The 25,493-nt window shown below is 66.6% G+C and carries 24 protein-coding genes; 5 read left to right on the forward strand and 19 right to left on the reverse strand.

Features of this window, described 5'->3' with window-relative positions; all coding sequences use genetic code 11:
* Positions 1–7: 7 nt before the first annotated feature.
* Together msrA and TabM4_RS15735 are read right to left on the reverse strand one after the other, a co-directional pair.
* Positions 8–658 carry a peptide-methionine (S)-S-oxide reductase MsrA gene (msrA, locus tag TabM4_RS15730; RefSeq protein ID WP_434614411.1) on the reverse strand — a complete coding sequence of 217 codons (651 nt, stop codon included), beginning with the start codon at positions 656–658 and terminating at the stop codon, positions 8–10.
* Positions 659–752: 94 nt separating this feature from the next.
* The gene (locus TabM4_RS15735) at positions 753–1,994 is read right to left on the reverse strand and encodes an MFS transporter (protein ID WP_434614414.1); all 1,242 of its coding nucleotides are present in this window, start codon (positions 1,992–1,994) and stop codon (positions 753–755) included.
* A 134-nt stretch (positions 1,995–2,128) separates the two neighbouring features.
* Between TabM4_RS15735 and TabM4_RS15740 the strand changes: the two genes are divergently transcribed.
* Entirely contained in the window at positions 2,129–2,965 is an 837-nt protein-coding gene (locus TabM4_RS15740; protein ID WP_434614417.1) for an EamA family transporter, read from the forward strand.
* Positions 2,966–3,010: 45 nt separating this feature from the next.
* Here the strand turns inward: TabM4_RS15740 and TabM4_RS15745 are convergent, their stop codons facing one another.
* From TabM4_RS15745 to TabM4_RS15755, 3 genes are read right to left on the reverse strand one after another with little or no spacing between them, the layout of a single operon-like run.
* Entirely contained in the window at positions 3,011–3,718 is a 708-nt protein-coding gene (locus TabM4_RS15745) for a CDP-alcohol phosphatidyltransferase family protein (protein ID WP_434614420.1), read from the reverse strand.
* A 42-nt stretch (positions 3,719–3,760) separates the two neighbouring features.
* The gene (locus TabM4_RS15750) at positions 3,761–4,690 is read right to left on the reverse strand and encodes a tyrosine recombinase XerC (RefSeq protein WP_434614423.1); all 930 of its coding nucleotides are present in this window, start codon (positions 4,688–4,690) and stop codon (positions 3,761–3,763) included.
* Positions 4,687–5,382, reverse strand: coding sequence for a DUF484 family protein (locus TabM4_RS15755; RefSeq protein ID WP_434614426.1), 696 nt, complete (start codon positions 5,380–5,382; stop codon positions 4,687–4,689). The genes TabM4_RS15750 and TabM4_RS15755 overlap by 4 nt, the downstream gene beginning before the upstream one ends.
* Before the next feature lie 253 nt (positions 5,383–5,635).
* Here TabM4_RS15755 and TabM4_RS15760 point away from each other — a divergent pair, with 253 nt between their 5' ends.
* On the forward strand, positions 5,636–7,828 hold the full coding sequence (locus TabM4_RS15760; RefSeq protein ID WP_434614429.1) for a primosomal protein N': 2,193 nt from the start codon (positions 5,636–5,638) through the stop codon (positions 7,826–7,828).
* A gap of 140 nt (positions 7,829–7,968) precedes the next feature.
* Here the strand turns inward: TabM4_RS15760 and TabM4_RS15765 are convergent, their stop codons facing one another.
* The 4 genes from TabM4_RS15765 to TabM4_RS15780 all read right to left on the reverse strand — a co-directional run bounded on the left by TabM4_RS15765 (position 7,969) and on the right by TabM4_RS15780 (position 14,099).
* A complete protein-coding gene (locus tag TabM4_RS15765; protein ID WP_434614432.1) occupies positions 7,969–8,214 on the reverse strand; it encodes a DUF3253 domain-containing protein in 246 nt (81 codons plus the stop codon).
* Entirely contained in the window at positions 8,198–11,119 is a 2,922-nt protein-coding gene (gene ileS, locus TabM4_RS15770; protein ID WP_434614435.1) for an isoleucine--tRNA ligase, read from the reverse strand. Before ileS ends, TabM4_RS15765 begins: the two co-directional genes overlap by 17 nt.
* Positions 11,120–11,297: 178 nt before the next feature.
* A complete protein-coding gene (locus TabM4_RS15775; protein ID WP_434614438.1) occupies positions 11,298–13,994 on the reverse strand; it encodes a DUF2339 domain-containing protein in 2,697 nt (898 codons plus the stop codon).
* Positions 13,995–14,021: 27 nt separating this feature from the next.
* The gene (locus TabM4_RS15780; protein ID WP_434622113.1) at positions 14,022–14,099 is read right to left on the reverse strand and encodes a hypothetical protein; all 78 of its coding nucleotides are present in this window, start codon (positions 14,097–14,099) and stop codon (positions 14,022–14,024) included.
* Between the two features lie 33 nt (positions 14,100–14,132).
* On the opposite strand from TabM4_RS15780, the gene TabM4_RS15785 reads away from it, so the two are divergent.
* Complete coding sequence (locus TabM4_RS15785) at positions 14,133–14,513, forward strand: DUF2237 family protein (protein WP_434614441.1); 381 nt, start codon at positions 14,133–14,135, stop codon at positions 14,511–14,513.
* A gap of 2 nt (positions 14,514–14,515) precedes the next feature.
* Here the strand turns inward: TabM4_RS15785 and TabM4_RS15790 are convergent, their stop codons facing one another.
* From TabM4_RS15790 to TabM4_RS15805, 4 genes are all read right to left on the reverse strand, one after another.
* A complete protein-coding gene (locus TabM4_RS15790; RefSeq protein ID WP_434614444.1) occupies positions 14,516–15,031 on the reverse strand; it encodes a helix-turn-helix transcriptional regulator in 516 nt (171 codons plus the stop codon).
* A gap of 138 nt (positions 15,032–15,169) precedes the next feature.
* A complete protein-coding gene (locus TabM4_RS15795) occupies positions 15,170–15,730 on the reverse strand; it encodes a hypothetical protein (RefSeq protein ID WP_434614447.1) in 561 nt (186 codons plus the stop codon).
* A gap of 397 nt (positions 15,731–16,127) precedes the next feature.
* A complete protein-coding gene (trpB, locus tag TabM4_RS15800; protein WP_434614450.1) occupies positions 16,128–17,360 on the reverse strand; it encodes a tryptophan synthase subunit beta in 1,233 nt (410 codons plus the stop codon).
* 62 nt (positions 17,361–17,422) lie between these two features.
* Positions 17,423–18,562, reverse strand: a complete 1,140-nt coding sequence (locus tag TabM4_RS15805) for a hypothetical protein (RefSeq protein ID WP_434614453.1) — start codon at positions 18,560–18,562, stop codon at positions 17,423–17,425.
* 290 nt (positions 18,563–18,852) lie between these two features.
* On the opposite strand from TabM4_RS15805, the gene TabM4_RS15810 reads away from it, so the two are divergent.
* Positions 18,853–19,632, forward strand: coding sequence for a DUF4394 domain-containing protein (locus tag TabM4_RS15810; protein ID WP_434614455.1), 780 nt, complete (start codon positions 18,853–18,855; stop codon positions 19,630–19,632).
* A 127-nt stretch (positions 19,633–19,759) separates the two neighbouring features.
* Here TabM4_RS15810 and TabM4_RS15815 read toward each other — a convergent pair whose 3' ends face one another.
* The 4 genes from TabM4_RS15815 to rpsA all read right to left on the reverse strand — a co-directional run bounded on the left by TabM4_RS15815 (position 19,760) and on the right by rpsA (position 23,058).
* Positions 19,760–20,404: a phosphoribosylanthranilate isomerase gene (locus TabM4_RS15815; protein ID WP_434614458.1), complete on the reverse strand. Its 645-nt coding sequence runs from the start codon at positions 20,402–20,404 to the stop codon at positions 19,760–19,762.
* A gap of 11 nt (positions 20,405–20,415) precedes the next feature.
* Positions 20,416–20,775, reverse strand: a complete 360-nt coding sequence (locus TabM4_RS15820) for a lipopolysaccharide assembly protein LapA domain-containing protein (RefSeq protein WP_434614461.1) — start codon at positions 20,773–20,775, stop codon at positions 20,416–20,418.
* 75 nt (positions 20,776–20,850) lie between these two features.
* Positions 20,851–21,135: an integration host factor subunit beta gene (gene ihfB, locus TabM4_RS15825; RefSeq protein ID WP_434614464.1), complete on the reverse strand. Its 285-nt coding sequence runs from the start codon at positions 21,133–21,135 to the stop codon at positions 20,851–20,853.
* A 243-nt stretch (positions 21,136–21,378) separates the two neighbouring features.
* Positions 21,379–23,058: a 30S ribosomal protein S1 gene (gene rpsA / locus TabM4_RS15830; RefSeq protein ID WP_434622115.1), complete on the reverse strand. Its 1,680-nt coding sequence runs from the start codon at positions 23,056–23,058 to the stop codon at positions 21,379–21,381.
* 361 nt (positions 23,059–23,419) lie between these two features.
* On the opposite strand from rpsA, the gene TabM4_RS15835 reads away from it, so the two are divergent.
* Positions 23,420–23,770, forward strand: a complete 351-nt coding sequence (locus TabM4_RS15835; protein ID WP_434614466.1) for a DUF6614 family protein — start codon at positions 23,420–23,422, stop codon at positions 23,768–23,770.
* A gap of 326 nt (positions 23,771–24,096) precedes the next feature.
* On the opposite strand, the gene TabM4_RS15840 is transcribed toward TabM4_RS15835, so the two are convergent.
* Together TabM4_RS15840 and TabM4_RS15845 are read right to left on the reverse strand one after the other, a co-directional pair.
* Positions 24,097–24,870, reverse strand: coding sequence for an SDR family NAD(P)-dependent oxidoreductase (locus tag TabM4_RS15840; protein ID WP_434614468.1), 774 nt, complete (start codon positions 24,868–24,870; stop codon positions 24,097–24,099).
* On the reverse strand, positions 24,870–25,460 hold the full coding sequence (locus TabM4_RS15845) for a (d)CMP kinase (RefSeq protein WP_434614471.1): 591 nt from the start codon (positions 25,458–25,460) through the stop codon (positions 24,870–24,872). The genes TabM4_RS15840 and TabM4_RS15845 overlap by 1 nt, the downstream gene beginning before the upstream one ends.
* Positions 25,461–25,493: the final 33 nt, after the last annotated feature.

Raw genomic sequence — 25,493 nt, forward strand, 5'->3', positions numbered from 1 at the left:
CCGCGTCTCAGGCGGTCAGTCCGATGGGGCAACTTACCCCCGTCCCCCCGATGCCGCAATAACCGTCGGGATTCTTCGCCAGATACTGCTGATGGTAATCCTCGGCGAAATAGAAGACCGGCACAGGCACGATCTCCGTCGTGATGGCCCCATATCCCGCTGCCGTCAGCCGCGCCTGATAGACGGACTTCGACGCCCGCGCGGCCTCCGCCTGCGCCTCGTCATAGCAATAGATGCCGCTGCGATAGGTCGACCCGATGTCATTCCCCTGCCGCATCCCCTGCGTTGGGTCATGCCCCTCCCAGAAGACCTTCAGCAGCCCCTCGTAGGAAATCACGGCGGGGTCGAAGATCACCCGCACCACCTCGTTATGCCCCGTCAGCTGCGTGCAGGTCTCGCGATAGGTCGGGTTCGGCGTGAACCCGCCCGCATAACCGACCATGGTCAGCCAGACACCCTTCGTCTGCCAGAACTTCCGCTCCACACCCCAGAAGCAGCCCATCCCGAACATCGCCTCCGCCATGCCCGCAGGCACGGGGGATTTCAGCGGGATGCCTGACAGGAAATGCGTCTCGGCGGTCGGCAACGGCTCCGCCCGCCCCGGCAGCGCCTTGTCCGGCGTGACCATCTCCATCTTGCGGCGATCCACGAAAAACATGCCAAAGCCCTCCATCGGTTTCCCCCCAATATAGGGCCAGCCACGGCAAATTTCCCCGAAGAAATTCGCCGCGCATATCACAAGGTCTATGGCCTCACTCCGCCGGTGCCCGCCGCGGGCCCCATGAACCGAACACCGTCTCGTATCCCGGTTCCGGATGCCGCGGGATCATCAGCGCCAGCGCAAGCGCCACCAGCGCCATCCCCGCCCCAAGGACGAAAACCCAATCCGGGCTGCGCGCCCACATATATCCCATGGCGGCAGGCAGGAACACCGCCGCGATATGGTTGATGGTGAAAGCCACCGCCGCCGTGGGCGCGATGTCGCCCGGATCGGCGATCTTCTGGAAATAGGTCTTCAACGCGAAGGACAGCGCGAAGAACATCTGGTCAAGGATGTATAGGCCCCCCGCGATCACCAGCCCCCAGCCGAACCAGTAAAGGCCCCCATAGGCCAGAAACACCAAGGTCAGCCCGACATATTCAAAGGCCATCACGTTCCGTTCGCCGAACCGCCCCAGCGCGCGGCCCATCGTGGGGGCGGCGACCATCTGCAACACGTAATTGACCAAGAGCAGCATGGTCATCTCCGACACTTTCATGCCAAAGCGTTCGACCATCATGAAGCCCGCAAAGACGACGAATATCTGCCGCCGCGCGCCCGCCATGAACTGCAGCGCATAGAACAGCCAATAGCGCCGCCGCAGCACCATCCGCTTGATCTGCGGATGCGGCCCCTCGAACTGCGGATAGGCCAGATAGCAGAACAGCGCGATCCCCGCCGTGATCCCGCCCGACACCAGATAGACCATGTCATAGGTCAACCCAAGCGGCTCCCACAGCAGCACCAGCGCGCCATAGGCCAGAAGCGACGCCCCCGATCCCACCGCCACGATCCGCCCCAGAACCTCCGGCGCGCGGCCTTTCTCGATCCACTGCAACTGCAACGACTGGTTCACCGTCTCATAGTAGTGGAACCCGATGGAAGACAGCAGCGTCACCAGCAGCATCCCGCCAAAGGATGGAAACCACGCCGTCACTGCCGAGGCCACGCCCAGCAATCCCAGCATCGCCACGCCAAGAACCTGCTCGCGCATGTAAAGGATCAGGAAGATCACGCCCACCGCCAGCAGCCCCGGTATCTCGCGCACCGTATGCAGCCAGCCGATCTCCACGCCCGAGAAATTCGCCACCTCGATGACGAAGTTGTTCAACAGCGCCGACCATGTGGCAAAGGCCACGGGCATGGCGAAGGCCATCAGGAACAGCAGGGCCTCCGGCCTGCGCCAGCGCGGCAGGGCCGCCGCCTCTTCCAATGTCATCGTCCGGAATGCCATGCCCCGCCTTACGCCCTCGTGAACAGGGCGCATAGCCTTACTTTGTCACCGATACATTCCCGCCCCCATTCGCCGCTTGCCCATCGCCCCGTCAACGCCTAGCCCTGTCGTGACCGTTCCATGACAGGTGCATCTTGAGCCTTGGCATCTTCCTCGCCGTCCTCGCCGCGGCCTTCCTCCATGCCCTTTGGAACGCACTCATCAAGGTCGGCACGTCCAAGGCGGGCGGCATGCTCATCCTCTCGGTGGCCGAAATCCCCATCGGCCTCTCCGTCGCGCTGTTCCGGCCCTTCCCCGATGCCCATGTCTGGTGGTGGCTGCTCGCCTCGGGCTGCACGCATTTCTGCTACAAGTCCTTCCTCGTCTTCGCCTATGAACGCGGCGACCTTTCCCGCGTCTATCCCATCGCGCGCGGGGCCGCGCCCATGGTCGTGGCCCTCGTCGGGGCCTTCACCCTCGCCGATGCCATCAGCGCGCAGGAATATCTCGGCATCGCCGTCCTCGGCGCGGGCATCCTCCTCATGGCGCGCGGCGTCTTCACCCAGGCCGAGGATCGCCGCCTTCTCCCCTTCGCGCTCGGCTCCGCCTGCGCCACCGCGACCTATACGATGATCGACGGCCTCGGCGCCCGCGTCTCGGGCGATGCCGTGGCCTATGTGGCTTGGGTCTTCGTGGTGGATGGCCTCATCTTCACCACCGGGATGCTGCTGTGGAAGGGCACGGGCATCATCCCCCGCGACCGCAAGGCATGGGGCCTCGGCACCCTCGCCTCCGGCGCCTCCTACGGGGCCTATGCCGTTTCCGTCTGGGTCATGACCGTGGCCCCCCTCGCCGTCGTGGCCGCCCTGCGCGAAACGTCGATCCTCTTCGCCGTCCTGATCGGCTGGCTGGCCTTCGGGGAAAAGATGGGGGCCGAAAAAGCCATCGCCGCCTGCGTCATCGTCGCGGGCGTGATCCTCACGCGCCTGTAGGGCGGGGTTCACCCCGCCCCCCTCACACACGTTCCCAGCCCGTCCTCAGGCGACCCGATCCACACTACGATCCGGAATGATCTGCTGCGCGATCCCCGCGAAGGTCAGATAAAGCGAGGTGATCACCAACCCCCAATGCGCCCAGCTTTGCGGATAGAAATCCACCCATGCCGCCCAGCCCGCAAAGAAGACCCAGCCAAGCGCCATCGGCAGCGTCACCATCCGCCACCGCTTCGTGCGCACCGGATGGACGAACTTCAGGTTGGTGAACATCCCCACCGTCAGCGCCACCACGATGATCAGGATCACCCACCACGCCGGATGCACGGCGAACAGCACCAGCACCACCATATTCCAGCAGGCCGGAAACCCGGCAAAGCTCTTGTCCTTCGTCTTCATCCGCGTATCCGCGAAATAGACGACCGATCCGTAGACGATGGCAATGATGGCGAACCACCCCGTCCAGCCCGGCAGCAGCCCCGATTTGAACAGGGCATAGGCCGGGATGAACACATAGGTCAGATAATCGACGATCAGGTCCATCAGGACCCCGTCATAGGTCGGCCAGTTCTTCGTCACGTCATAGCGCCGCGCCAAGGGCCCATCGACCCCGTCCACGATCAACGCCACCACCAGCCACAGGAACATCAGGCTCCACTGCTCTTCGACGGCCGCCAGCATGGCGAACATCGAAAGCACCGCACCCGTGGCGGTCAACAGATGCACTGAAAGGGCTTTGAAACGGAGATCCATGGTCACCGACATGCACCGAAACGCCCCATGGCGCAATTCCCGTCAGGCACGCGGATGCGCCTTTTCATAGACTTCCATCAAACGTGATGCATCCACAGCCGTATATGCCTGCGTCGTGGACAGCGAGGCATGGCCCAGCAATTCCTGTATCGCCCGCAGGTCACCCCCGGCCGACAGCAGATGCGTCGCGAAGGAATGGCGCATCGCATGCGGCGTCGCGCTCGACGGCAGGCCCAATTGCATCCGCGTCCGCTCCATCGCCAGCGCGATCAGCCGCGGGTTCAACGGCCCACCCCGCGCCCCCCGGAACAGCGGCTCATCCGGCGAAAGCTCGAAGGGGCAAAGCTCCGCATAGCGCGCCACCGCCTCCCGCGCGGCGGGCAGCACCGGCACCAGCCGCGTCTTGCCCCCCTTCCCCCTGATCCGCAGCACCTCGGGCATCGGATGCGCAGCCCCCGTCAGCCCCAGCGCCTCGGAAATCCGCAGCCCGCAGCCATAGAGCAGCGTCAGCACCGCCGTATCCCGCGCCGCCGCCCATTCCTCGCGGCTCTGCTCGCCCACCGTCTCCAGCATGGCCTGCGCGCCATCCACCGACAGCGGCCTCGGCAACCGCCGCCGATATTTTGGCCCCCGCGCCGACAGGACCACCGTCGCATCCACCCCGTCGCGATCCGCCAGCCACGAGGTGAACCCCTTCACCGCCGACAGAGACCGCGCCAGCGACCGCGCCGAAACGCCCCGCGCCCGCTCATGCGCCATCCAAGCCCGCAGATCCTGCACCGACAGCCGCGCCAACGACGCAAGCCCCTCCGTCCCGCCGCGATGCCACGCGATGAAGGACAGATACCCCGCCACATCGCGCCGATAGGCCGTGACCGTGTTCTCCGCCATCCCGTCCAGCGCCGAAAGATGCACCAGCCAGCGCCCCAGAGCGTCCCGCACCTGCGGTGAAATCAACCCCTCACCGCTCATTGCAGCCACCGCCGCATCGTGCGCTCGAAGACCCCGGCAAAAAAGGCCAAAAGGTCCGTCCCATGCGTCGGCTTAAACTGGTGCGGGTCCTCTGCCCCAAGGACAAGCATCCCCGGCAACCGCCCCTTCCCGAAATCCAGCCGCATCAGCGCCTCGGACCGGATCCACCCCGCCCGCTCGCCGTAAAGCGCGTCATTGTCGGGCGCCACCTGCCGCAGCACCACGGGCCGCATCGGCACGTTCCGCCCGCCCGCAAGGTAATCCGTCACGAAACCCGGTTCCGCCACATAAAGCACATCGCCCAGCTTGCGCAGCAGCGCGGGGCTGTCCTCTGGCTGCACGCTCTCCAGCACCAGCCGGATGCAATCCACCCGCAGCGTCGCCGCCACCTCGCCCGCCAGCGATTTCAGGAACTCCTCGAAACTCAGCGGGTCCAGCATCTGCAGGATCGCCCGATGGATCTGGTTCGTCCCCGCAAGATTCTCATAGGCCGCCGCGATGACCGACCGGTGGGTATCCTCCAGCCGCTCCAGCCGCGCCTCCATCCGCTCCATCGCGATGCCGCGCAGATCGACGATGTTCGACCCCATCGCCCGCTCATTCGCGGCGATCAGGGCGTTCATCACATCCTTGTCTTCCAGCAGAAGTTCCGGCTCCGACAGAAGCCGGTCGCGCATGTCAGGTTCGATCATCAAAGCACTGCCCAGATTTGTTCTTGGTGATTTGCCCGCCACAATAGCACCTTTCGAACATTTTTCTTCCCCCAATCTGACAGTTTCCCGCATTCCGCCTCCGCCGTTCCCCCAAACCCACACCTGCCCTGCAAGACCCGCGCCAGCGAAATGCCCGCCCCCGCGCCCTAATCGCTTGCAGCCCGCCCATCGCGGCTTTACCCCATGGCTCTGGCCCCGAACCCGCGCCCCCGGCGAACAGAGGCGACCGCAGATGCATGACCGGACCTATGCCCCCGGCGATCTCGTCGGCGTGCTGACGACCGAACCGCTCGGCCGCGTGCTGGATTACCGCGCGCCCGAAACCGGCTGCGGCGACGGCGATTTCGTCGAGGTCCCGCTCGGCCCCCGCCGCGTCCTCGGCGTGGTCTGGGGCAAGGCCCGCGGCGACTGGGACCCGGCAAAGGTCCGCCCCATCCACCGCCTGCTCGACGCGCCGCCTATGCGCGCGGAACTCCGCGCCTTCCTCGCCCGCGCCGCCGATTATACCCTCACCCCGCTGCCGCAGATGCTGCGCCTCGCCACCCGCGCCCCCGGCCTGACCGAAGGCACCGCCCTGCGCCGCGTCTACCGCCTCGGCCCCACCGTGCCGAACCAGCTCACCGATGCCCGCCACCGCGTGATCGAGGCGCTCCGCGCCTTCGCGGGCGCCCCCATGACGCTGGGCGAACTGGCCGAAGAGGCCGCCTGCACCCCCTCCGTCATCAAGGGCCTCGTCAAGCTCGGCATCGTGCTGGAAGAGGAGGCCCCGCGCGACCTACCCTTCCCCCCGCTCGACCCGAAGGGCGGCGCGACGCTTCAGGGCGACCAGATCGCCGCCGCCGATGCCCTGATCGCCGCCGTCGCGGCAGGCGACTATTCCACCACGCTCCTCAAGGGCGTCACCGGGTCAGGCAAGACCGAGGTCTATCTCGAAGCCGTGGCCGAATGCCTCCGCGCCGGGCGTCAGGCCCTCGTCCTCCTGCCGGAAATCGCGCTCACCGCCGAATTCCTCAAACGCGTCGAGGCCCGCTTCGGCACCCGCCCCGCCGAATGGCATTCCGGCGTGACCCAGACCGAACGCCGCCGCGTCTGGAAGATGGTGGCCACCGGCAACGCCTCCCTCATCGTCGGCGCGCGCTCTGCCCTCTTCCTGCCCTATCAACGCCTCGGCCTGATCGTCGTGGATGAGGAACACGACACCTCCTACAAACAGGAGGAAGGCGTCCTCTACAACGCCCGCGACATGGCCGTCCTGCGCGCCGCCATCGCGGGCTGCCCCGTGGTGCTGGCCTCCGCCACCCCCTCGCTGGAAACATGGGCCAATGTCGAGGCGGGAAAATACACCCGTCTCGACCTCTCCGCCCGTTACGGCGCGGCGGAACTCCCCGACCTGCGCGCCATCGACATGCGCCCCGAAAAACTCCCCGCCGACCGCTGGATCAGCGCGCGGCTGGCCGCCGAGGTCGCCGCCCGCACCGCCAAGGGCGAACAATCCCTCCTCTTCCTCAACCGCCGCGGGTATGCGCCCGTCACCCTCTGCCGCGCCTGCGGCCATCAGGTGGGCTGCGACCACTGCGATGCCCGCATGGTGGAACACCGCTTCCAGAAACGCCTCGTCTGCCACCAATGCGGGGCCACCAAACCCGTCCCCGCCGCCTGCCCCGCCTGCGGGGTCGAAGGGCGCATGGCCGCCGTCGGCCCCGGCGTGGAACGTCTGGCCGAGGAAGTCGCCGCCCGCTTCCCCGAGGCCCGCATCGCCATCCTCTCCTCCGATCTCTTCGGCTCCGCCCGCGCGCTCAAGGCGCAGATCGACACCATCGCGCAGGGCGGGGCAGACATCATCATCGGCACCCAGATCGTGGCCAAGGGCCACAACTTCCCCCTCCTCACCCTCGTCGGCGTGATCGACGCCGATCTCGGCCTGCAAGGCTCCGACCTCCGCGCCGCCGAACGCACCTTCCAACTCATGCGGCAGGTCGCAGGCCGCGCGGGCCGCCTCGAAGGGCGCAAGGGCATGGCACTCCTCCAGACCCACCAGCCCGAACATCCCGTGATCCGCGCCATCCTCGGCGGCGACGAAGAGGCCTTCTGGCGCGCCGAGGCCGCCGAACGCCGCGCCGCAGGGGTCCCCCCCTATGGCCGCATGGCGGGCATCATCCTCTCCAGCCCCGATGTCGCGCAGGTCTTCGACTTCGCCGCCGAACTCGCCCGCCGCGACACCCCCCTCCGCCGCATAGGGGCACAGGTCTACGGTCCCGCCCCCGCCCCCATCGCCCGCGTGCGCGGCCGCCACCGCGTCCGCCTGCTCGTCAAGGCCGACAAGACCGCGCCCCTGCAACCCGCCCTCGCCGAATGGATCGCGCAACTCAAGCCCCCCGCGAACCTGCGCCTCGCGGTGGATATCGATCCCCAAAGCTTCCTCTGATACCCCCTTCGTGTCGGTCCAAATACCCCACGGGGGAAGGCCATCGGTTCACCGATGGCCGCGGGGGTGTGAAACCCCCGACCTCCGGGCGCAAGGCCCGTCCCTCCCTCCCCCGCTCCGGGGGAGGGCCGGGGAGGGGGTCATCCCCCCGCCCGCAACCGCAGACGGATCGGCCCCCGCGCCGCCAAGGGGTCCACCGGCACCCCCTTCTGCACCGCCTCCACTTCGGGATGCGACGCCGCCACCGCCCGCACCAAAGGCATCAGCGGCCGCCACTCCGCAGCCAAACCCCGCGCCACCTCCGATGGGCAGAAAGTCCTCCCCCGCCCCCGCCGCAGCGCAAGGTCCAGCATCGCCGCCGCGATCGCCTCATCCGAGGGCGTCATTGCACCGCGCGCAGGTCCCCGGATGCCGATGCGTCCCCACATCCGGCAGCACCTGCCAGCAGCGTTCGCACTTCGCCCCCTCCGCCGCGCGGAAGACAACCTCCACGCCCGCCACATCCGGCAGCGCAAACGCCCCCTCCGGCGCGGCATCCGTCGACACCGTCAGCCCCGACGTGATGCAGACATCCGCGAAGTCCACGCCTGCCAGCAGCCCCGCCGTCTCCGCATCCACATACACAACCGGAGACGCCTCCAGCGACGCCCCGATCACCTTCGCCACCCGCTGCACCTCCAGCGCGCCGGTCACGACGCGCCGCACCGCGCGGATACGGTCCCACTTCACCGCAAGCGCATGGTTCAGCCACGCGGCCGGAGTCTCCGGAATATCCCGCAGATGCACCGACTCCCCCTCGCCCGCGAAACGCGACAGCCACACATCCTCCATCGTGAAGACGAGGATCGGCGCCAGCCACGTCGTCAGCCGATGGAAGATCAGATCCAGCACCGTCCGCGCCGCCCGCCGCCGCAGGGACGACGGCGCATCGCAATACAAGGCATCCTTCCGCACGTCGAAATAGATCGACGACAGGTCCGTGGTGCAGAAGGCGAAGAGCTTCTGGAAAACCCCCTGGAAGTCATACTTCGCATAACCCTCGCGCACGTCCCGATCCAGCTCCGCCAGCCGATGCAGCACCCACCGCTCCAGCTCCGGCATCTCGGCGACCGCAACCCGCTCCGCCTCGTCGAACCCCGCAAGGTTGCCCAGCATGAAGCGCATCGTGTTCCGCAGACGGCGATAGCTGTCCGCCACGCCCTTCAGGATTTCCTTCCCGATCCGCAGGTCCACCGTGTAGTCGGATTGCGCCACCCAAAGCCGCAGGATATCCGCGCCATATTCGCCAATGACTTCCTGCGGCGCGACGGTATTGCCGAGCGACTTGGACATCTTCATGCCCTTCTCGTCCAGCGTGAAGCCGTGCGTCAGCACACCCCGATAAGGCGCGCGCCCCTTGGTCCCGCAGGCCTGCAACATCGACGAATGGAACCACCCGCGATGCTGGTCGGTCCCTTCCAGATAGAGGTCGGCAATCCCGTCCTCCGCCCCGTCCGCCCGATCCCGCAGCACGAAGGCATGGGTGGACCCGGAATCGAACCAGACGTCCAGCACATCGAAGACCTGTTCATAGGCCGAAGGATCGACGATCCCCGCCAGAACCTTCTCCTTGAACCCGGCGACATACCAGACATCCGCGCCCTCGGCCTCGAAAGCCGCCTTGATGCGCGCATTCACCTCCGCATTCCGCAGCAGGAAGTCGGCATCCGTCGGCTGCGCCCCCTTCTTGACGAAGCAGGTCAGCGGCACACCCCAAGCCCTCTGGCGGCTCAACACCCAATCCGGCCGCGCCTCGATCATCGAATACAGACGATTGCGCCCCGTGGCAGGGGTCCACTCCACCAGCTTGTCGATCGACGTCAACGCCCGCGCCCGGATCGTGTCGCCATAGGTGCCCTTGCCATCCTCCAGCTTGCGGTCGATGGACACGAACCACTGCGGCGTGTTGCGATAGATCACGGGGGCCTTCGACCGCCACGAATGCGGATAGGAGTGCCGCAGCTTCGCCTTGGCGAACAGCGTCCCCGTCCCCGCCAGCGCCTTGATGATCGACACATTCGCAGGCCCCTCCTTCCCGTCGGGAAGGATGATGTGCTGCCCACCGAAGAGCGGCAGATTGGCCCGATAGGAACCATCCGGTTCGACATTATACGTCATCGGCAGGCCGAACTTCAGCCCGACCTGATAGTCGTCATCGCCATGCGACGGAGCCGTATGGACGAACCCCGTCCCCGCATCATCCGTCACATGCTCGCCCGGCAGCAGCGGAACATCATAATCCCACTCGCCCGCACCGCCCTCGATCCCCCGGAACGGATGCGCGCAGACGAGCCGCGCAAGATCATCCGCCGACACATCGCACAGCCGCCGCACATAATCGGCCCCGCCCAGCTTGGCCTGAGCGAACGCCGCCTCCGCCAACTTGTCCGCCAGCAGCACGCGATGCCCGATGGTGGCACTGCTCTCCTCCGGTCGCCCGACGATCTCATAAAGGCCGTAGCTGATCTCAGGCCCGAAACAGATCGCCCGGTTCTGCGGAATGGTCCAAGGCGTCGTGGTCCAGATCACCACATCCGTCGGCGTCTTGGTAAAGATCGCATCCCCGCCATGCACCCTGAACCGCACCCAGACCTGATGCGAGGTATGGTCGTGATACTCCACCTCCGCCTCGGCCAGCGCGGTCTTCTCGACCGGAGACCACATCACAGGCTTCGACCCCTGATAGAGCGACCCGTTCATCAAAAACGTCATGAACTCATCCGCGATCACGGCCTCGGCGTGATAGTCCATCGTCAGGTAAGGGTCCGCCCAATTCCCCGTCACCCCAAGACGCTTGAACTCCTCGCGCTGGACGTCGATCCAGCCCTCGGCGAACTTCCGGCACTCCTGCCGGAACGCCACCACATCCACGTCATCCTTGTTCAGACCCTTCGCCCGATACTGCTCCTCGATCTTCCACTCGATCGGCAGCCCGTGGCAGTCCCAGCCCGGCACGTAACGCGCATCGCGGCCCAGCATCTGCTGCGACCGGACGATGAAGTCCTTCAGAACCTTGTTCAGCGCGTGCCCGATATGCAGATGCCCGTTCGCGTAAGGAGGGCCGTCATGCAGCACGAAGGGCGCGCGCCCCTCGGCCTTCCCCTTTTCCCGCAGGCGGTCATAGACCCCGATCCGCGCCCAGCGGTCCAGCCATTCCGCCTCGCGCTGCGGCAGGCCCGCGCGCATGGGGAATTCGGTTTCGGGCAGGAAGACGGTCGAACGGTAGTCGGGCGTGACGGTATCGGCGCACATCGGCGGGCGGTCCTATGAGGAAGGCTTGGAAGGGGCGGCACGCGACGCGCCGCAACGGCAAAAGCAGGCAATCCCGGCGGCTGGATCAGCGCGCCGGGCCGATAATTCGCCCGCCTATCGCAAAAAGGCATCTCATGCCGCGCGTTATAGTCGCCCCGCCCGCCATGGTCCAGCCTGCTTACCCCTCGCGCGCCCGCATCCCCGCCCAGCGGTTCAGCCATGCCAGCCCCGCCAGCGACAGGCCCAGCGCAAGGAAGGAAAACACCCGCATCAGCCCCGACAAACCCGAGGCATCCACAAGGAACACCTTCGCCACCGTGACCCCGATCACCCCCATCGCCACCCGCCGCAACATCCCCGACCGCCGCGCTATGGCCTGCCATAGAAGCGCCACCCCGATCACCAGCAAGGCGACGGTATAGGAGTAAAGCTCTGGCTGGCTCGTCCCCGGCACCGACAGCACATCCCCCCGCCAGAACCGCCTAATCTCCAAAACCAGCCAAAGCGCGCCCAAGGCCACACCCGCCACCGCCAAAGCCTGCCGCAACCGCAGCGGCAGATGCCCCATCATCCAAGCCGCCCCTGCCAGCATCGCCCCCGGCAGCAGATAGGCGAGGAACAGCGTATCCAGCAGCAAAGGCCCCCGCACCTCGCCCCCGAACAGCGGGTTCAAAGGCCCCACCGCCCCCAGCAGGCCCAAGCCCCCGATCACGCCCGACACCCCGGCCAGCCCATACCGGACCCGCGCCATCCACCCGCCAAGGCCCACCCGCCACAACTGCACCAAGGCCATCGCAAGCCACGGCAGCGCCAGCGCCGCCACCGTCCAATGCGCCTCCTCCAACTGCCAAAGGCTCCCGCCCGACAGCCAGCGCAGCAACAGCACATCCGCCAGCAGCACCACCGCCAGCGCCAGCCCGCTCTCGGCAAAGGCCACCGCGCCCGCGCGTCCCGGGATCAACCACAGCACAGCCGCCAGCCCCACAGCAGGCCCCGCATAGGCCAACAGCACCGGCACCAGCCCCGCCTCGAACGCCCAGATCACCCCCGGATCGACCGCCATCCGCCAGCCAAGGACCACAACCCCCGCCTGCACGGCCCATCCCATCTCGGGCAGGTCCAACCGCCGGTCCAGCCCCGCCGCCACCACCACCAGCACCGCCAGCGCCAGCGACAACGCCGCCGAGGACAGCACCAGAAACAGCGCCAACCCGATCAAGGCCAGCGCCGACAGCGCGAAATGCGCGAACCGCCGCAGCGCGCCGCCATCCGCCCGCGCGAAGGCCAGCGCCAAAGCCACCATCAGGCCCGCCAGCACAATCACATGCAGCGCCCAAGGATAGGCCCCCATCACCGCCGACACCGGCCATGTCAGTTCCAGCGCCAGCACGGCCAAGGGCGCCACCAGCGCCGCCCCCGCACTCGTCACCAAAGGCAGCGCCGCCCCCCGTAGCCCCCGCCATGCAAGCGCCCCCGACATCGCCGCCGCCAGCAGCACCAGCCACGTCACCCCGCGATGCGGCGCCTCCTCCGGCCCCGGCAGCACCGAAAAGGCCTCATGCAGCCCGACATAGCCCTGCGCATCCGTCACGATCCGCAACAGGAACCCGCCCGCAGGCAGCAGCGCCAATTCCTGCACCCCCGGCGCCCGCCCCGTCCAGAGCGCCAGCCCGACGGCCAATCCCGCCAGCAGGACAAAGGGCAGCAGCGGCATCTCCCACCCCTCCGCCAGCACCATCATCGCCACGGCGGCCATCACCACGCCTGCCGCCAGCATCACCGGAAAGGCAGGCCGCACCCGCGCATTCAGGATCAGCACCGCCTCCAAAACCCCCGGCCCCGCCTGATCCGGGAACAACGCCCGCGCCGGGATCGCCACCGCCAAGGGCACCATCACGGCAGCCATCAGCAACAGCCCCGCCTCGCTCCCCCCGCCAAGATGCAGCACAACCCCCGCCAGCATCGGCAAGACCACCGCCAGCACCGAAACCCACGCCCAGCGCCGGAACGCATCCACCGCCAACCCCGCCGCCGCCGCCAGCGCGAAATAGCCATAAAGCCAATCAACCGAATCCGACGCCCCGCCCACCATGAAGGGCGCGCCCACAGCCCCCACCAGCCCCAGCGCCACCAGCAAAGGCCCGTGCAGCCAGCCCAGAAAGACCGCCGCCCCCGCCACGGCCAGCAGACCCGCAAACGTGACCTCGGGCCCGATCAACCCATACATCTGCCGCGCCGCCACGATGGCCGCGAACCCCGACACGATCCCCGCGCCCGACAATAGCGACGGCAGGTAAGCCGTGGCCACCCCCTCCCCGTCGCCGTGCCGCCGCCGCACCCATTCCCCGGCCGCCACCAGCGCCCCGCCGAATCCCAGCGCCGCCAACACCCGCACAGCAGGGGGCAACAGCCCCCTCTCTGCCCCGTATTGCACAAGGAACACCCCGGCCAGCGCCAGAGAAAGCCCCGACACCGCGTAAACCCAGTTCTCCCGCAGCCATGCCCCGAACCGCTCCATCAGGTCGGGCGCGCGCGGCACGGGCGGCGGCAAGTCCCGCGCCTCCGCCGCACCCTCGACCGCGGCCCAAGGCCCCACGGCCCCGATCACCTCCTCCGGCACGGACGCGACGACCGGGTCGGACAGGGGCAACGCCGCGCGCTCCGGCACGCTCTCCGCCACTGGCACCGTCTCCGCCACCGGCGGCGGCACGGCCACTCCCCGCAATTCCAACCCATCCAGCCGCGCCTGCGCCGCCCTCAGCTGCGCCTCCGCCACCTCGAGCCGCCGCTTCACCCTGCCCAACTGGACGAACAGCACCACCACCCCGACTGGGATCGCCAACACCGCCAGAACGGCCAGAATCGCAAGTTCCACGCAAACCCCCTCGCGGCCCACCCCGCGTCACTCTACCTCAGCCGCACCGGGCGGAAAGACATGTTTACCCGACCTTCGCCACCCCACTGGACAGACCCGCCCCATGCGATAGCTTCACTCCCAAGCAAAGGGTCCCCCATGAAAGACGCCTCCGTCAACGTCCTCGGCCTGCCGTTGGAGCACTGCTCCCAACGCCCGCTCACGGGTTTCTTTCGCAACGGCTGCTGCGACACAGGTCCAATGGACACGGGGCTTCACACCGTCTGCGCCCTGATGACCGAGGAATTCCTCGCGCTGTCGAAATATCTCGGCAACGACCTGTCCACGCCCCGGCCCGAATATGCCTTTCCGGGCCTCAAGGCGGGCGATCAATGGTGCCTCTGCGCCGCCCGCTTCTATCAGGCGCATGAGGAAGGCGCGGCCCCCAAGGTGCGCCTCATGGCCACCCATATCCGCACGCTCGACATCGTCCCGCTCTCCATCCTCAGGGAACACGCCGTCGACCTACCCGCCGACTGACCTCAGGCCGCCGATAGCGGGCGGAACCGTTCCGTCACATCGTCGCGCATCAGATCGTCGATGAACAGCGATAGCAGTTGCGGCCGCCCGCTCACCCCCGCCTTGCGGTAGATGGCATTGGTCTGCGCCTTCACCGTGCCCTCCGACGTGGTGCGCAGCATCGCGATCTCTGCCGTCGACATGCCCTTGATGGCGAACAGCGCCACATCGCGCTCCGCCGGGGTAAGCCCCCATTCAAGGAACCGCTCTTCCAGCAATTCCATGAACACGCCCGAGGCCCGCCGCAACCGCTCCTGCGCAAGGTTCCGCTCGCGTATGACATCCCTCAGCATCACCGCGCCCAGCCCGAAGCCCAGCATCAGGCCGAGCGCCGCGCCGATTTCCATGATCTCGCGCAATTGCCATGGCAGCGGCGGGGTATAGACCCCGATCACCGTCGTCAGGATGTCAAAGGCAAAGAACAGGGCGCAGAGCCCCTGGATCACCAGAACGATGGCGATGACCCAACGCCCGGTCATCCCGCGCACCGCCCGGCCACAGACAAACCGCGCCCATCGGCCCGATCCGCCCCGCAATCCCCCTGTCCTGCCTTCTCCTGCCGCATGCCTGCCCTGTTGCCTGTCGTCTTCCCAACCGTCGTTGCGGCCGGTGCTGCCTCAGCCGCCGAAACCGCCGCCGAAGCCCCCGCCGAAACTTCCTCCGCCACTCGAACCGCCCGACGATCCGCCACTGGTCCCACCGCTGGACCCGCCCGACGATCCGCCACCGCTCGACCCGCTCTCACCCGAACTGCTGCCGCCCGACGACCCGCCCGAGGATGTGCTGGTGGAACTGCTGGAAGACGTCCCCGTCGTTCCGCCCGATCCACTCCCCGACCCGCCCGAGGTACTCGCCACAGATGTCGCGCCCGAAGACCCCGATCCGCCACCGCTTCCGCCGGTCTGGGCAAAGCTGCTTCCGCCCTCAGGCGTCCGCTCCAGCCAGGCATCCCGCAGCACTTCGCCATTGTTGGGGTTGATGACAATCTCGCGCCGCCCATCCGTCGCCTCCGCGACGATGCGCACCCGGCCCAGCCATGTGCGCTCGGTCGAAATCTCGCGATATCCCTGTTCCTGCAACTGCTGCACGATGGCCGTGTCATAGCCCTGCGCCAGCGCCGGGCCGATACCGACCGCGCCTGCAACCATCGCAACCATGACTGTCCGTGCCATCATCATTTACCCCCTCTAGGGCAAAGCCGCAAAGATGCGACCTTTAACGTTTCCTACCGGAACCGCGTCTCCAAAAGGCAGAGGCGCGGCATTTTCATGGCATCCGCCCGAAGGGGGCGGCACCACCCGAAAGTCCGTGCCGCGAACCGGCGCGGGGCCGCCCCACCGCCCGGTGATGGGGACCACCAACCCCATACCCGGACACGGTCCCGAAAAGCCGATTCGCATGCACCCCACCGTGCTGCACCCATCGCCGCCCGCCGCAAATCCACCGCAGGTTTAGACACCTGCCCCACCCCTTCGCTAGGCCGCATAGATCAAAGGTTTACGGCCCAGAAACGTGAAACGCCCCCGCAGCGTCGGCAGCGGGGGCGTTTCCCATCAGGTCCCGTATAGGCGGGCGTCAGACCTTCATGTCCACGCCCAGATGCTTGGCCACGGTGAAGATGTCCTTGTCCCCCCGCCCGCACATGTTCATCACGATGATATGGTCGCGCGGCAGCGTCGGCGCGATCTTCATCACATGCGCCAACGCGTGCGAAGGCTCCAGCGCCGGAATGATCCCCTCCAGCTTGCAGCACAGCTGGAACGCCTCCAGCGCCTCCTTGTCCGTGATGCTTACGTATTTCGCGCGCCCCACGTCATGCAGCCACGCATGCTCCGGCCCGATCCCCGGATAATCCAGCCCCGCCGAAATCGAGAAGCCCTCAAGGATCTGCCCATCCCCATCCTGCAACAGATAGGTCCGGTTCCCATGCAGCACCCCCGGCCGCCCGCCGGTCAAGCTGGCGCAATGCTCCATCCGCTCATCCACGCCCTTACCCCCGGCTTCCACGCCGATGATGTTGACCTGTGGGTCGTCAAGGAACGGATAGAACAGCCCCATCGCATTCGAGCCGCCGCCGATAGCCGCGATGATCGTGTCGGGCAGCCGCCCCTCGCCCTCGGCCTCGGCAAGCTGCCAGCGCACCTCCTTGCCGATGATCGACTGGAAGTCGCGCACCATCGCGGGGTAAGGATGCGGCCCCGCCACCGTGCCGATGCAATAGAAGGTGTCGCGCACATTGGTCACCCAATCCCGCAGCGCATCGTTCATCGCATCCTTCAGCGTCCCGCGCCCGCTGGTCACCGGAACCACCTCCGCCCCCAGCAGCTTCATGCGGAACACGTTCGGCGCCTGCCGCTCCACGTCATGCGCGCCCATATAGACCACGCATTTCAACCCGAACTTCGCGCAGACCGTGGCCGTCGCCACCCCGTGCTGCCCCGCCCCCGTCTCGGCGATGATCCGCGTCTTGCCCATGCGCCGGGCAAGGATGATCTGCCCCAGCACGTTGTTGATCTTGTGCGCGCCCGTATGGTTCAACTCGTCGCGCTTCATGTAGACCTTGGCGCCGCCCAGATGCTCCGTCATCCGCTCCGCGAAATACAAAGGCGAAGGCCGCCCCACGTAATGCTTCCACAGATCGTCCATCTCGGCCCAGAAGCTCGGGTCGGTCTTGGCGAAATCATAGCGCTCTTCCAACTCGAGGATCAGCGGCATCAGCGTCTCCGACACGAACCGCCCGCCGAAGATGCCGAACCGCCCCGCCTCGTCCGGCCCCGTCATGAAGCTGTTGATCCCGTCCTCGGCCATCGCCCGCACTCCCCTTGTCTTCCCGCTCCGATGTAGCGCCCTTGCCCCGCCGGGGAAAGTCCCTACCGCGCGGGCGCGAAACTGCGCGCGATGGTCCAGTATCCCAACCCGCAGGCCAGAACCCCCACCGCCAGCGGCAGATGGAACCCGAACCCCGCCTGCAACAGCCCCGCCGCGACCACGCAGGACAGCGCCGTCCCCAGATCCCAGCCCCCTTCGGCCACGATATGGAACCGCAGGGGGCAACTCGACTGCCGCGCCAGCGTATAGACCCGCGCATTGAACGCCGTCGCATAAAGCGGCCATGCCAGCGCCGCCGCCACATTCGCCGCAACTGCCAGCCCCGCCACCGGCCAGCCGAACATCCGCGCCACCGCCGCCACCGTCAGCACCGCGAACCCGATACGCGCCGCCCCCAGCCCCCGCCCAAGGTCGATCGCCCGCCCAAGGAACAGCGCCCCCACAGCCCCCGCCAACCCCGTCAGGGCCATCGCCCCGCCAAAGGCCGCGAAACTCGACCCCAGCGTCAGGAACAGCGCGATCAGCCAAGTGAAATGGAAAGACCCGCTCCGCAGCCCATCCGCGAACAGGATAAGCCGCGCCTCCCGCCGCGTCTCGGGCGGCATCTCGGCCCGATCCGCCACCGCAAGCTCCGGCCCCAGCAGCACCGGCACCGCCGAAACCGCCATGGCCAAGGCCACGGTGCCAAAAGCCACCACCGGATCGAAGGCCGTCAGCAGCAGCCCCGTCACCGCAGGCGCGCCGATCCCCATGACCATCCCGATGGTCTCCACCGCGCTGGTCTGCGCGCCACGGGCATGGTTGTCCCCCATCAGCGCGACATAGGTGTGATAGGTGGTCCAATAGAGGCTGCTGCTGAAGGCCCAGAGCGCCAGATAGCCCACCAGCAACCACCCCGTCCCCGTGATCTGCGACAGGATCGGATAGGTCGCCGCCTCGGCCAGAATCGCCACGACCAGCGCCCGCCTCAGCCCCACCCGCCGCACGAGGGGCAGGACCAACCGGCGGAACAGCATCCGGCTGCCGAACATCGCCGCGATGGAAAGCAGGACGACGGGCGCGGAAATGCCTTCAGACAGCAGATAGACGAAGGCGAAGGCCTCCCCGCCATAAGAGGCGAAGGCCTGCAATGCGGCATGGATATAGACGAGGTTGAAGGTCCGGCTGGAAAAATACCCCATGATCGAAAGGTCGATGTCCCCGCCTGTTCCGCCCTCCGTCTATCGCCACAGCACCGCCGGGAAAAGACGGAGTTTGACGCAAACTCCGGAACGAAATCTGACGCAGATTTCGCCCCCCACCGTCGCGCCCGGCCCCCAATCGGAATTTGCGTCAAATTCCGCCGCGATTTCCGCGCCGGAAATCGCCCCCCAGCCGCAGCCTTGACGCTTTCGTGAACACCCCGCCTGAAACCCTGCCCTCCCCGCCTCCGTAGCTGCGCCCGTTGCAACCCATGGACAGGAGCGATGCCATGAAAACCCTGACGACCACCCTCCTTCTCGCCACCGCCACCGCAGGCGCGGCCCATGCCGAAACCGCGCTCGGTCTGACGGGCGACCGCACGCTGGTGATGATCGATACCGCTACCGCCGCCGTGACAGGCAGCGTCGAGGCGCAGGGCGTCACCCGCCTCCTCGGCATCGACTACCGCCCCGGCACGGGCAAGGTCATCGGCGTGACCGATGCCCAGACCATCGTCGAGATCGACCCGATGACCGGCGCCACCATGGAAATGGCCAAGATGTCCACCATGCTTCCCATTGCCGAAGGCGCAGCGGTGATCGTCGACGTGAATCCGGCCGCTGACAAGCTGCGCTTCATGTCCGGCACCACGAACCACCGCGTGGACATGGGCACAGGCGAGGTCACCGTGGACGGCGCGCTGAATTTCGACGCCGCCGATGCCAATGCCGCCGCCACCCCGATGGTCGTCGCCGTCGCCTATTCCAACAGCTACGGAAAACCGGAAAAGACCGCGATGTATGACATCGACGCGGGCCTGAACGCGCTTCTGCAGCAGACCAAACCGAACGATGGCGTCCTCGCCACCATCGGCAGCCTCGGCGTCACGCTCGACGGCCCGGTCGCGATGGACATCGCCACCACTGCCGATGGCACCAACACCGCATGGGTCGCGGCCCTCGGCGGCCTGCACCGGCTCGACCTCGCCACCGGCACGGTCTCCGGCACGATGCCCCTCACCGGCACCGACCAGCCGATCCGCGACCTGACGGTCCTGCCCGCGATGTAATCCCCACTGGTGCCGCCCGTAGGACTTCCGCACAGCGGGCGGCCCTCTTCCCCCAATATCCACAAGACGAAGGGCAACCCACCGGAATTTGCGTCAAATTCCGCCACGAATTCTGCGTCAGATTTCGCTACCCCTGCGCCGCTCGCACGAATTCCGCGATCCGCGCGGCATCCTTCACCCCCGGCGCGCTCTCCACGCCGGACGCCACATCCACCTGCCGCGCCCCCGTCAGGCGCACCGCCTCCGCCACATTCCCGGCGTTCAGCCCCCCGGCCAGCATCCATGGCCGCAGCCATTTCCGCCCCACCAGAAGCCGCCACTCAAAGGCCAGCCCGTTCCCCCCCGGCAGCACCGCATCCTTCGGGGGCTTGGCATCGATCAGCAACTGATCCGCCACCAGCGAATACTCGGTCAGGCAGGCCAGATCCGCCTCGCCCGCCACCCCGATCACCTTCATCACCGGCAACCCGTACCGCGCCTTGATCTCCGCCACCCGCTCCGGCGTCTCATGCCCGTGCAATTGCAGCATATCCAGCGGCACCCCCGCCACGATGGCATCCAGCGCCGCGTCCTCTGCATCCACCACCAGCGCCACCTTGCACAGCCCCTCGGGCGCCAGCAGCGACAGCCCCCGGGCCTCCTCCACCGTCACAAACCGCGGCGACCGCGCAAAGAAGTTGAACCCCGCATAGGCCGCCCCCGCCGCCGCCACCGCAGCGACATCCTCCGCGGTCCGCAGACCGCAGATCTTCACCCGCACATCGCCACCCATGATGTCCGCCCTCAACCCGCCTTGCGCTTCTCCACCAGCGCCAGCACGTCATCCCCCGGCACCGACCGCGCGTCGCGCATCACTTCCATCTCGCGCTCAAGCCGCGCCACCTCGCGCTTGCGCTGGCTCGCCGCCTTCCGGTGCTTGTGCTCCCGCAGCCATTCCCAAGTGAAACCGATCACCACCCCGGCAACCACGCCCCCGAAGATCACAAGGAAAAGCGGCATCTCCACCTGCCAGTTCACCCCGAACAGCGCGCCCACATCCTCGGGCAGGAACCGTACAGGCACCACCGTCCGATTGGCCAAGGCCACGGTCAGCAGCAGGACCAACAGGACAACGATCACGGCATAGCGAAAATAGCGCAGCATCCGGCACCCCCGATGGTCGATGCCCGACTATCGCGCCCCGCGCCCTCAGGCGCAAGGCATCCCTTGGGGAAAAGCTCAGCCCTTGCCGTTCAGCCGGTCACGCAAAAGCTTGCCGGTCTTGAAGAAGGGAACCTTCTTGTCCTCCACCTTCACCGCCTCGCCCGTGCGCGGGTTCCGCCCGACGCGCGCATCGCGCGACTTCACCGAAAACGCGCCGAACCCGCGCAACTCGACCCGGTCACCCTTGGCCAAGGCTTCGATGATTTCCTCGAAGACCGTGTTCACGATCCGCTCCACATGGCGCTGCGTGAGGTGCGGATTCTCATCCGCGATCTTCTGGATCAGTTCCGAACGGATCATCCAAGTCCCCCCTGTGGTCCCGTTGTGCCCGGTTGCCACGCTGTTGTTTGCCTTGGACTATAGGCAAAAAATGCCACCGCACAACGAAAACGACACAAACCCTCCGCACGGCCCCGCCTTCCCGGCCCCGGCATGCACGCTTTTCCCCCAAAGGGTTGCAAGACCGTCACGCCCCCAAGCCTGCGCACCAAAGGAAAAGGCCCCGCCGAAGCGGGGCCTTTCCCTCAAGCCGATCCGATGGGATCAGTTGCCGCCCTTCAGCGCCGCGCCAAGGATATCCCCCAGCGACGCGCCCGAATCGGACGAACCGTACTGTTCCACGGCTTCCTTCTCTTCCGCGATCTCGCGCGCCTTGATCGACAGGCCCAGACGGCGGGTCTTCGGGTCGATGTTGGTCACGCGCACATCCACGTGGTCGCCCACCTGGAACCGCTCGGGGCGCTGGTCGGCACGGTCGCGCGACAGGTCCGAACGGCGGATGAACGACTTGGCGCCGTTGTACTCCACCTCGATCCCGCCTTCCTCGATCGCCGTCACGGTGACGGTGATGACCGAGCCACGCTTCACGCCGTCAACGGCATCCGTGAACGAGTCGTCGCCCAGCGCCTTGATCGAGAGCGAGATGCGCTCCTTCTCCACATCCACCTCGGTGACGGCGGCCTTGACCGTGTCGCCCTTGCGGTAGTTCTGGATGGCATCCTCGCCACGCTGGTCCCAGGACAGGTCCGACAGGTGCACCATGCCGTCGATGTCGTTGTCGAGGCCGACGAACAGACCAAATTCGGTGATGTTCTTGACTTCGCCTTCGATGGTCGACCCGACGGGGTGGGTTTCGGCAAACACTTCCCACGGGTTGCGCTGCGTCTGCTTCAGGCCCAGCGACACACGACGCTTGGCGCTGTCGATCTCCAGCACCATGACGTCAACCTCTTGCGAGGTCGAGACGATCTTGCCGGGATGCACGTTCTTCTTGGTCCAGCTCATTTCCGAAACGTGGACCAGACCTTCGACACCGGCTTCCAGCTCCACGAAGGCGCCGTAATCGGTGATGTTGGTCACGCGGCCCTTGTGGACCGAACCCAGCGGATAGGCGCGCTCGACCGCATCCCACGGATCGGCCTGCAGCTGCTTCATGCCGAGGCTGATGCGGTGCGTGTCCTTGTTGATCTTGATGACCTGGACCTTCACCGTCTCGCCGATCGACAGGATCTCCGACGGGTGGTTCACACGGCGCCATGCCATGTCGGTGACGTGCAGCAGACCATCGACTCCGCCAAGGTCAACGAAGGCACCGTATTCGGTGATGTTCTTGACCACGCCATCCACGATCTGGCCTTCGACCAGATTCGAGATGACCTCGGCGCGCTGTTCCGCACGCGATTCTTCCAGAATGGCACGACGCGACACGACGATATTGCCGCGGCGACGGTCCATCTTCAGGATCTGGAACGGCTGCTTCATGCCCATGAGCGGGCCGGCATCGCGCACGGGGCGCACATCGACCTGCGAGCCGGGCAGGAAGGCCACGGCACCGCCCAGATCGACGGTAAAGCCACCCTTGACGCGGCCGAAGATCGCGCCGTCGACGCGGGTCTCGGAAGCGTAGGCTTTCTCCAGACGGTCCCAAGCCTCTTCGCGGCGGGCCTTCTCGCGGCTGATGACCGCCTCACCACGGGCGTTCTCGACGCGGTCCAGATAGACCTCGACTTCGTCGCCCACGTTGATGTTCGGATTCTCGCCGGGATTTGCGAATTCCTTCAGGTCGATGCGGCCTTCCATCTTGTAGCCCACATCGACGATGGCCTGGCCCGCCTCGATGGCGATGACCTTGCCTTTGACAACCGTGCCCTCTTCGGGGGTGTCAATCTCGAAGCTCTCCTTCAGAAGGGCTTCGAATTCTTCCATAGCGTTTTTCGCGCACATATGCAGTTCGTCCTTTGTCATGGTTTTCCGGCCATGCGGTTGTCTCCGCAGGTCTTTGCTGGCCCTTCCGGAAAAACCACGCTTATCCCGGAAAACCGGACACGTCGCGACTCCACCGTCAGGATGGGGCGCCTATAGTCTTTCGAACCAAGGAAAACAAGCATGAAGCGCCCCTTAAGCCAAAACCTGCCCCGGGTAGGGCGGGGTTCACCCCGCCACCGCCCCCCTCTTCCGTTTCCTCCCCGCAACGCGACCTAACGCAACGGCGAGTCCATCCGTCTTGACTCACTGACAAGCCCTGAACCGCCATGGTGCGAAACAGTCCGGCTTTACCGGATCGCCTTGCAGACGGAGATATGCCGTGAATCTGTACCACTGCCTCATCGAATTGCGCCCCGAGGCCCGCGCCCTGTCCTTCGCCCATGCCGTGGGCCTCTGGCTCAACCATCTGGCCAAACTGGAACTGGTCTCCGACTGGCGTCTCATGCGCCGCAAGTTCGGCCTCGCCTCCGGTCGTCACACCGATTTCGTGCTGGAGATCGAGATCGAAGGCATGGCCGCCCTCGACGAGGCCTTCACCGCGCTGGGGGATGCCGACGATCACGCGGTCCAGCTTTACGAAAAGATGCACGCCATGATCGAAAGCGTCGAGATCGGGCTCTACCGCCCCTATCCCGACCCGAAACAGCGCGAACGCATCGCGCTGATCTGACGCCCGGTCACGCCATCCCACCGCCCCGCCACCACCTGCGCAAAAGCGCAGAACCAAGCGCGCGGCCGGGCCGCACTATGTAGGGCGGGGTTCACCCCGTCACTCCCGGCAAACCCGCGGCGCACCACCCGAACATCCACCAACCCGACTGGCACAGGACAACGCTCCTGCGCGCCTACGCACCCTTAACCAAGAATCCCACCGCCACTCTGCCCAAATTTGTATGCACACTTGTCTGCACAGTTTGCGGCACAACCAGCGGCACAGTCGGGAACGGCACTTCCCGCCAAAATACCCTGTCAAAGCAAGCCGTTAATGCCCGACCGTCAGGGCATCAACTGCCCGCCGTTCACCTCGATCACCTGCCCGACGACATACCCCGACAGGCTCGCGCAAGCCAAAAACAGATACGCCCCCACGCAATCCTCCGCCACGCCCAACCGCCCCGCAGGGATCGTGGCCAGCTGCGCCTGCAACTGCGCCTCCGTCGAATAGCGCTCATGGAACGGCGTCGTGATCACGCCCGGAGCCACCGCGTTCACCCGAATCCCAAACGGAATCAACTCCTTGGCCATCCCCCGCGTCACGTTGTGGACAAAGGCCTTGGACGACCCGTAAAGACCAGCCCCGCCCGAAGCCCCGTTCCGCGCCGCAACAGAAGTGGTGTTGATGATGAACCCACCCCCCGCCGCCTTCATCGGCGCCACGGCAGCCTGCGAGGCCACCACCACCGAGCGCGCGTTCAGATCCATGATCTCGTCATAATCCGCTTCGGAAACAAGGGCATATGGCACCCGCCGCACCATCCCCCCGGCATTGTTGATCAACCCGTCCAGCCGCCCGAAGGCCGCCACGGCCTGCTCCACCGCCGACCGCGCTCCCGCCCCGGTCGACACGTCTGCGCGGATCAGCACCGCCTCGCCACCCGCCGCCGAAATCTCGTAAGCCACTGCTTTCGCGGCATCTTCGGATGTATTGTAATGCAACCCCACCCGCGCGCCCTGCGCCGCGAAGGCCCGCGCCACTGCCGCCCCGATGCCCGTGCTGGCACCCGTCACGAGCACCGCCTTCCCCTGCAACTCCGGCAACCGCATGCCCATCACCGCCCCTCCATCCGCGCCTGCACGACCGAGATAGCCCGCCCCACCGCCTCCTCCACGCTCATCTCACTCGTATCCAGCACCACCGCATCCTCCGCCGCCCGCAGCGGCGCTTCCGCCCGCCCCATGTCGCGCGCGTCCCGCTCCCGCACCTCGGCAAGCACAACATATGGGTCTCCACCCACCTCCAGCCACCGCCTATGTGCCCGCACCTCGGGAGAGGCGGTCACGTAAAGCTTCACCTCCGCCTCCGGACAGATCACCGTCCCGATATCCCGCCCGTCCAACACCGCACCGCCCTCGGCCCGCGCAAAGCGCCGCTGAAAATCCACCAGCGCAGCACGCACCTCGGGAATCACGGCCACCCGGCTGGCCGCCTGCCCTGCCTCCAGCGACCGAAGATCCCCCCGCGTCAGGTCCTCCGGCAGCAGCCCCACCGCCGCCGCCACGGGATCTCCCCCCTTGGCCCCGACCGCGCGATAAAGAAGTCCGGTATCCAGATGCCGAAATCCGAACCGCCCCGCCACGGCGCGGGAGATCGTCCCCTTCCCCGCCGCCGCAGGCCCGTCGATGGCAACAGTGAATTTCACCCGCAAAGCCCCTTCATCCGTTCCCAAATATCC

Origin of the sequence: Tabrizicola sp. M-4, assembly GCF_051132405.1 — a bacterium.
In the GTDB taxonomy this organism is placed as follows: Bacteria; Pseudomonadota; Alphaproteobacteria; order Rhodobacterales; family Rhodobacteraceae; genus Paragemmobacter.

What these genes read in the sequence shown, in the direction of transcription:
- TabM4_RS15820 (WP_434614461.1), bottom strand. Translation starts at nt 20,775, where the DNA reads ATGCTGCGCTATTTTCGCTATGCCGTGATCGTTGTCCTGTTGGTCCTG.
- msrA (WP_434614411.1), bottom strand. Translation starts at nt 658, where the DNA reads ATGTTTTTCGTGGATCGCCGCAAGATGGAGATGGTCACGCCGGACAAG.
- TabM4_RS15780 (WP_434622113.1), bottom strand. Translation starts at nt 14,099, where the DNA reads ATGGGGCGGGTCTGTCCAGTGGGGTGGCGAAGGTCGGGTAAACATGTC.
- TabM4_RS15840 (WP_434614468.1), bottom strand. Translation starts at nt 24,870, where the DNA reads ATGGGCATGCGGTTGCCGGAGTTGCAGGGGAAGGCGGTGCTCGTGACG.
- TabM4_RS15755 (WP_434614426.1), bottom strand. Translation starts at nt 5,382, where the DNA reads ATGATCGAACCTGACATGCGCGACCGGCTTCTGTCGGAGCCGGAACTT.
- trpB (WP_434614450.1), bottom strand. Translation starts at nt 17,360, where the DNA reads ATGGCCGAGGACGGGATCAACAGCTTCATGACGGGGCCGGACGAGGCG.
- rpsA (WP_434622115.1), bottom strand. Translation starts at nt 23,058, where the DNA reads ATGTGCGCGAAAAACGCTATGGAAGAATTCGAAGCCCTTCTGAAGGAG.
- TabM4_RS15785 (WP_434614441.1), top strand. Translation starts at nt 14,133, where the DNA reads ATGAAAGACGCCTCCGTCAACGTCCTCGGCCTGCCGTTGGAGCACTGC.
- ileS (WP_434614435.1), bottom strand. Translation starts at nt 11,119, where the DNA reads ATGTGCGCCGATACCGTCACGCCCGACTACCGTTCGACCGTCTTCCTG.
- TabM4_RS15810 (WP_434614455.1), top strand. Translation starts at nt 18,853, where the DNA reads ATGAAAACCCTGACGACCACCCTCCTTCTCGCCACCGCCACCGCAGGC.
- ihfB (WP_434614464.1), bottom strand. Translation starts at nt 21,135, where the DNA reads ATGATCCGTTCGGAACTGATCCAGAAGATCGCGGATGAGAATCCGCAC.
- TabM4_RS15765 (WP_434614432.1), bottom strand. Translation starts at nt 8,214, where the DNA reads ATGACGCCCTCGGATGAGGCGATCGCGGCGGCGATGCTGGACCTTGCG.
- TabM4_RS15790 (WP_434614444.1), bottom strand. Translation starts at nt 15,031, where the DNA reads ATGACCGGGCGTTGGGTCATCGCCATCGTTCTGGTGATCCAGGGGCTC.
- TabM4_RS15815 (WP_434614458.1), bottom strand. Translation starts at nt 20,404, where the DNA reads ATGGGTGGCGATGTGCGGGTGAAGATCTGCGGTCTGCGGACCGCGGAG.
- TabM4_RS15805 (WP_434614453.1), bottom strand. Translation starts at nt 18,562, where the DNA reads ATGGGGTATTTTTCCAGCCGGACCTTCAACCTCGTCTATATCCATGCC.
- TabM4_RS15750 (WP_434614423.1), bottom strand. Translation starts at nt 4,690, where the DNA reads ATGAGCGGTGAGGGGTTGATTTCACCGCAGGTGCGGGACGCTCTGGGG.
- TabM4_RS15795 (WP_434614447.1), bottom strand. Translation starts at nt 15,730, where the DNA reads ATGATGATGGCACGGACAGTCATGGTTGCGATGGTTGCAGGCGCGGTC.
- TabM4_RS15735 (WP_434614414.1), bottom strand. Translation starts at nt 1,994, where the DNA reads ATGGCATTCCGGACGATGACATTGGAAGAGGCGGCGGCCCTGCCGCGC.
- TabM4_RS15760 (WP_434614429.1), top strand. Translation starts at nt 5,636, where the DNA reads ATGCATGACCGGACCTATGCCCCCGGCGATCTCGTCGGCGTGCTGACG.
- TabM4_RS15745 (WP_434614420.1), bottom strand. Translation starts at nt 3,718, where the DNA reads ATGGATCTCCGTTTCAAAGCCCTTTCAGTGCATCTGTTGACCGCCACG.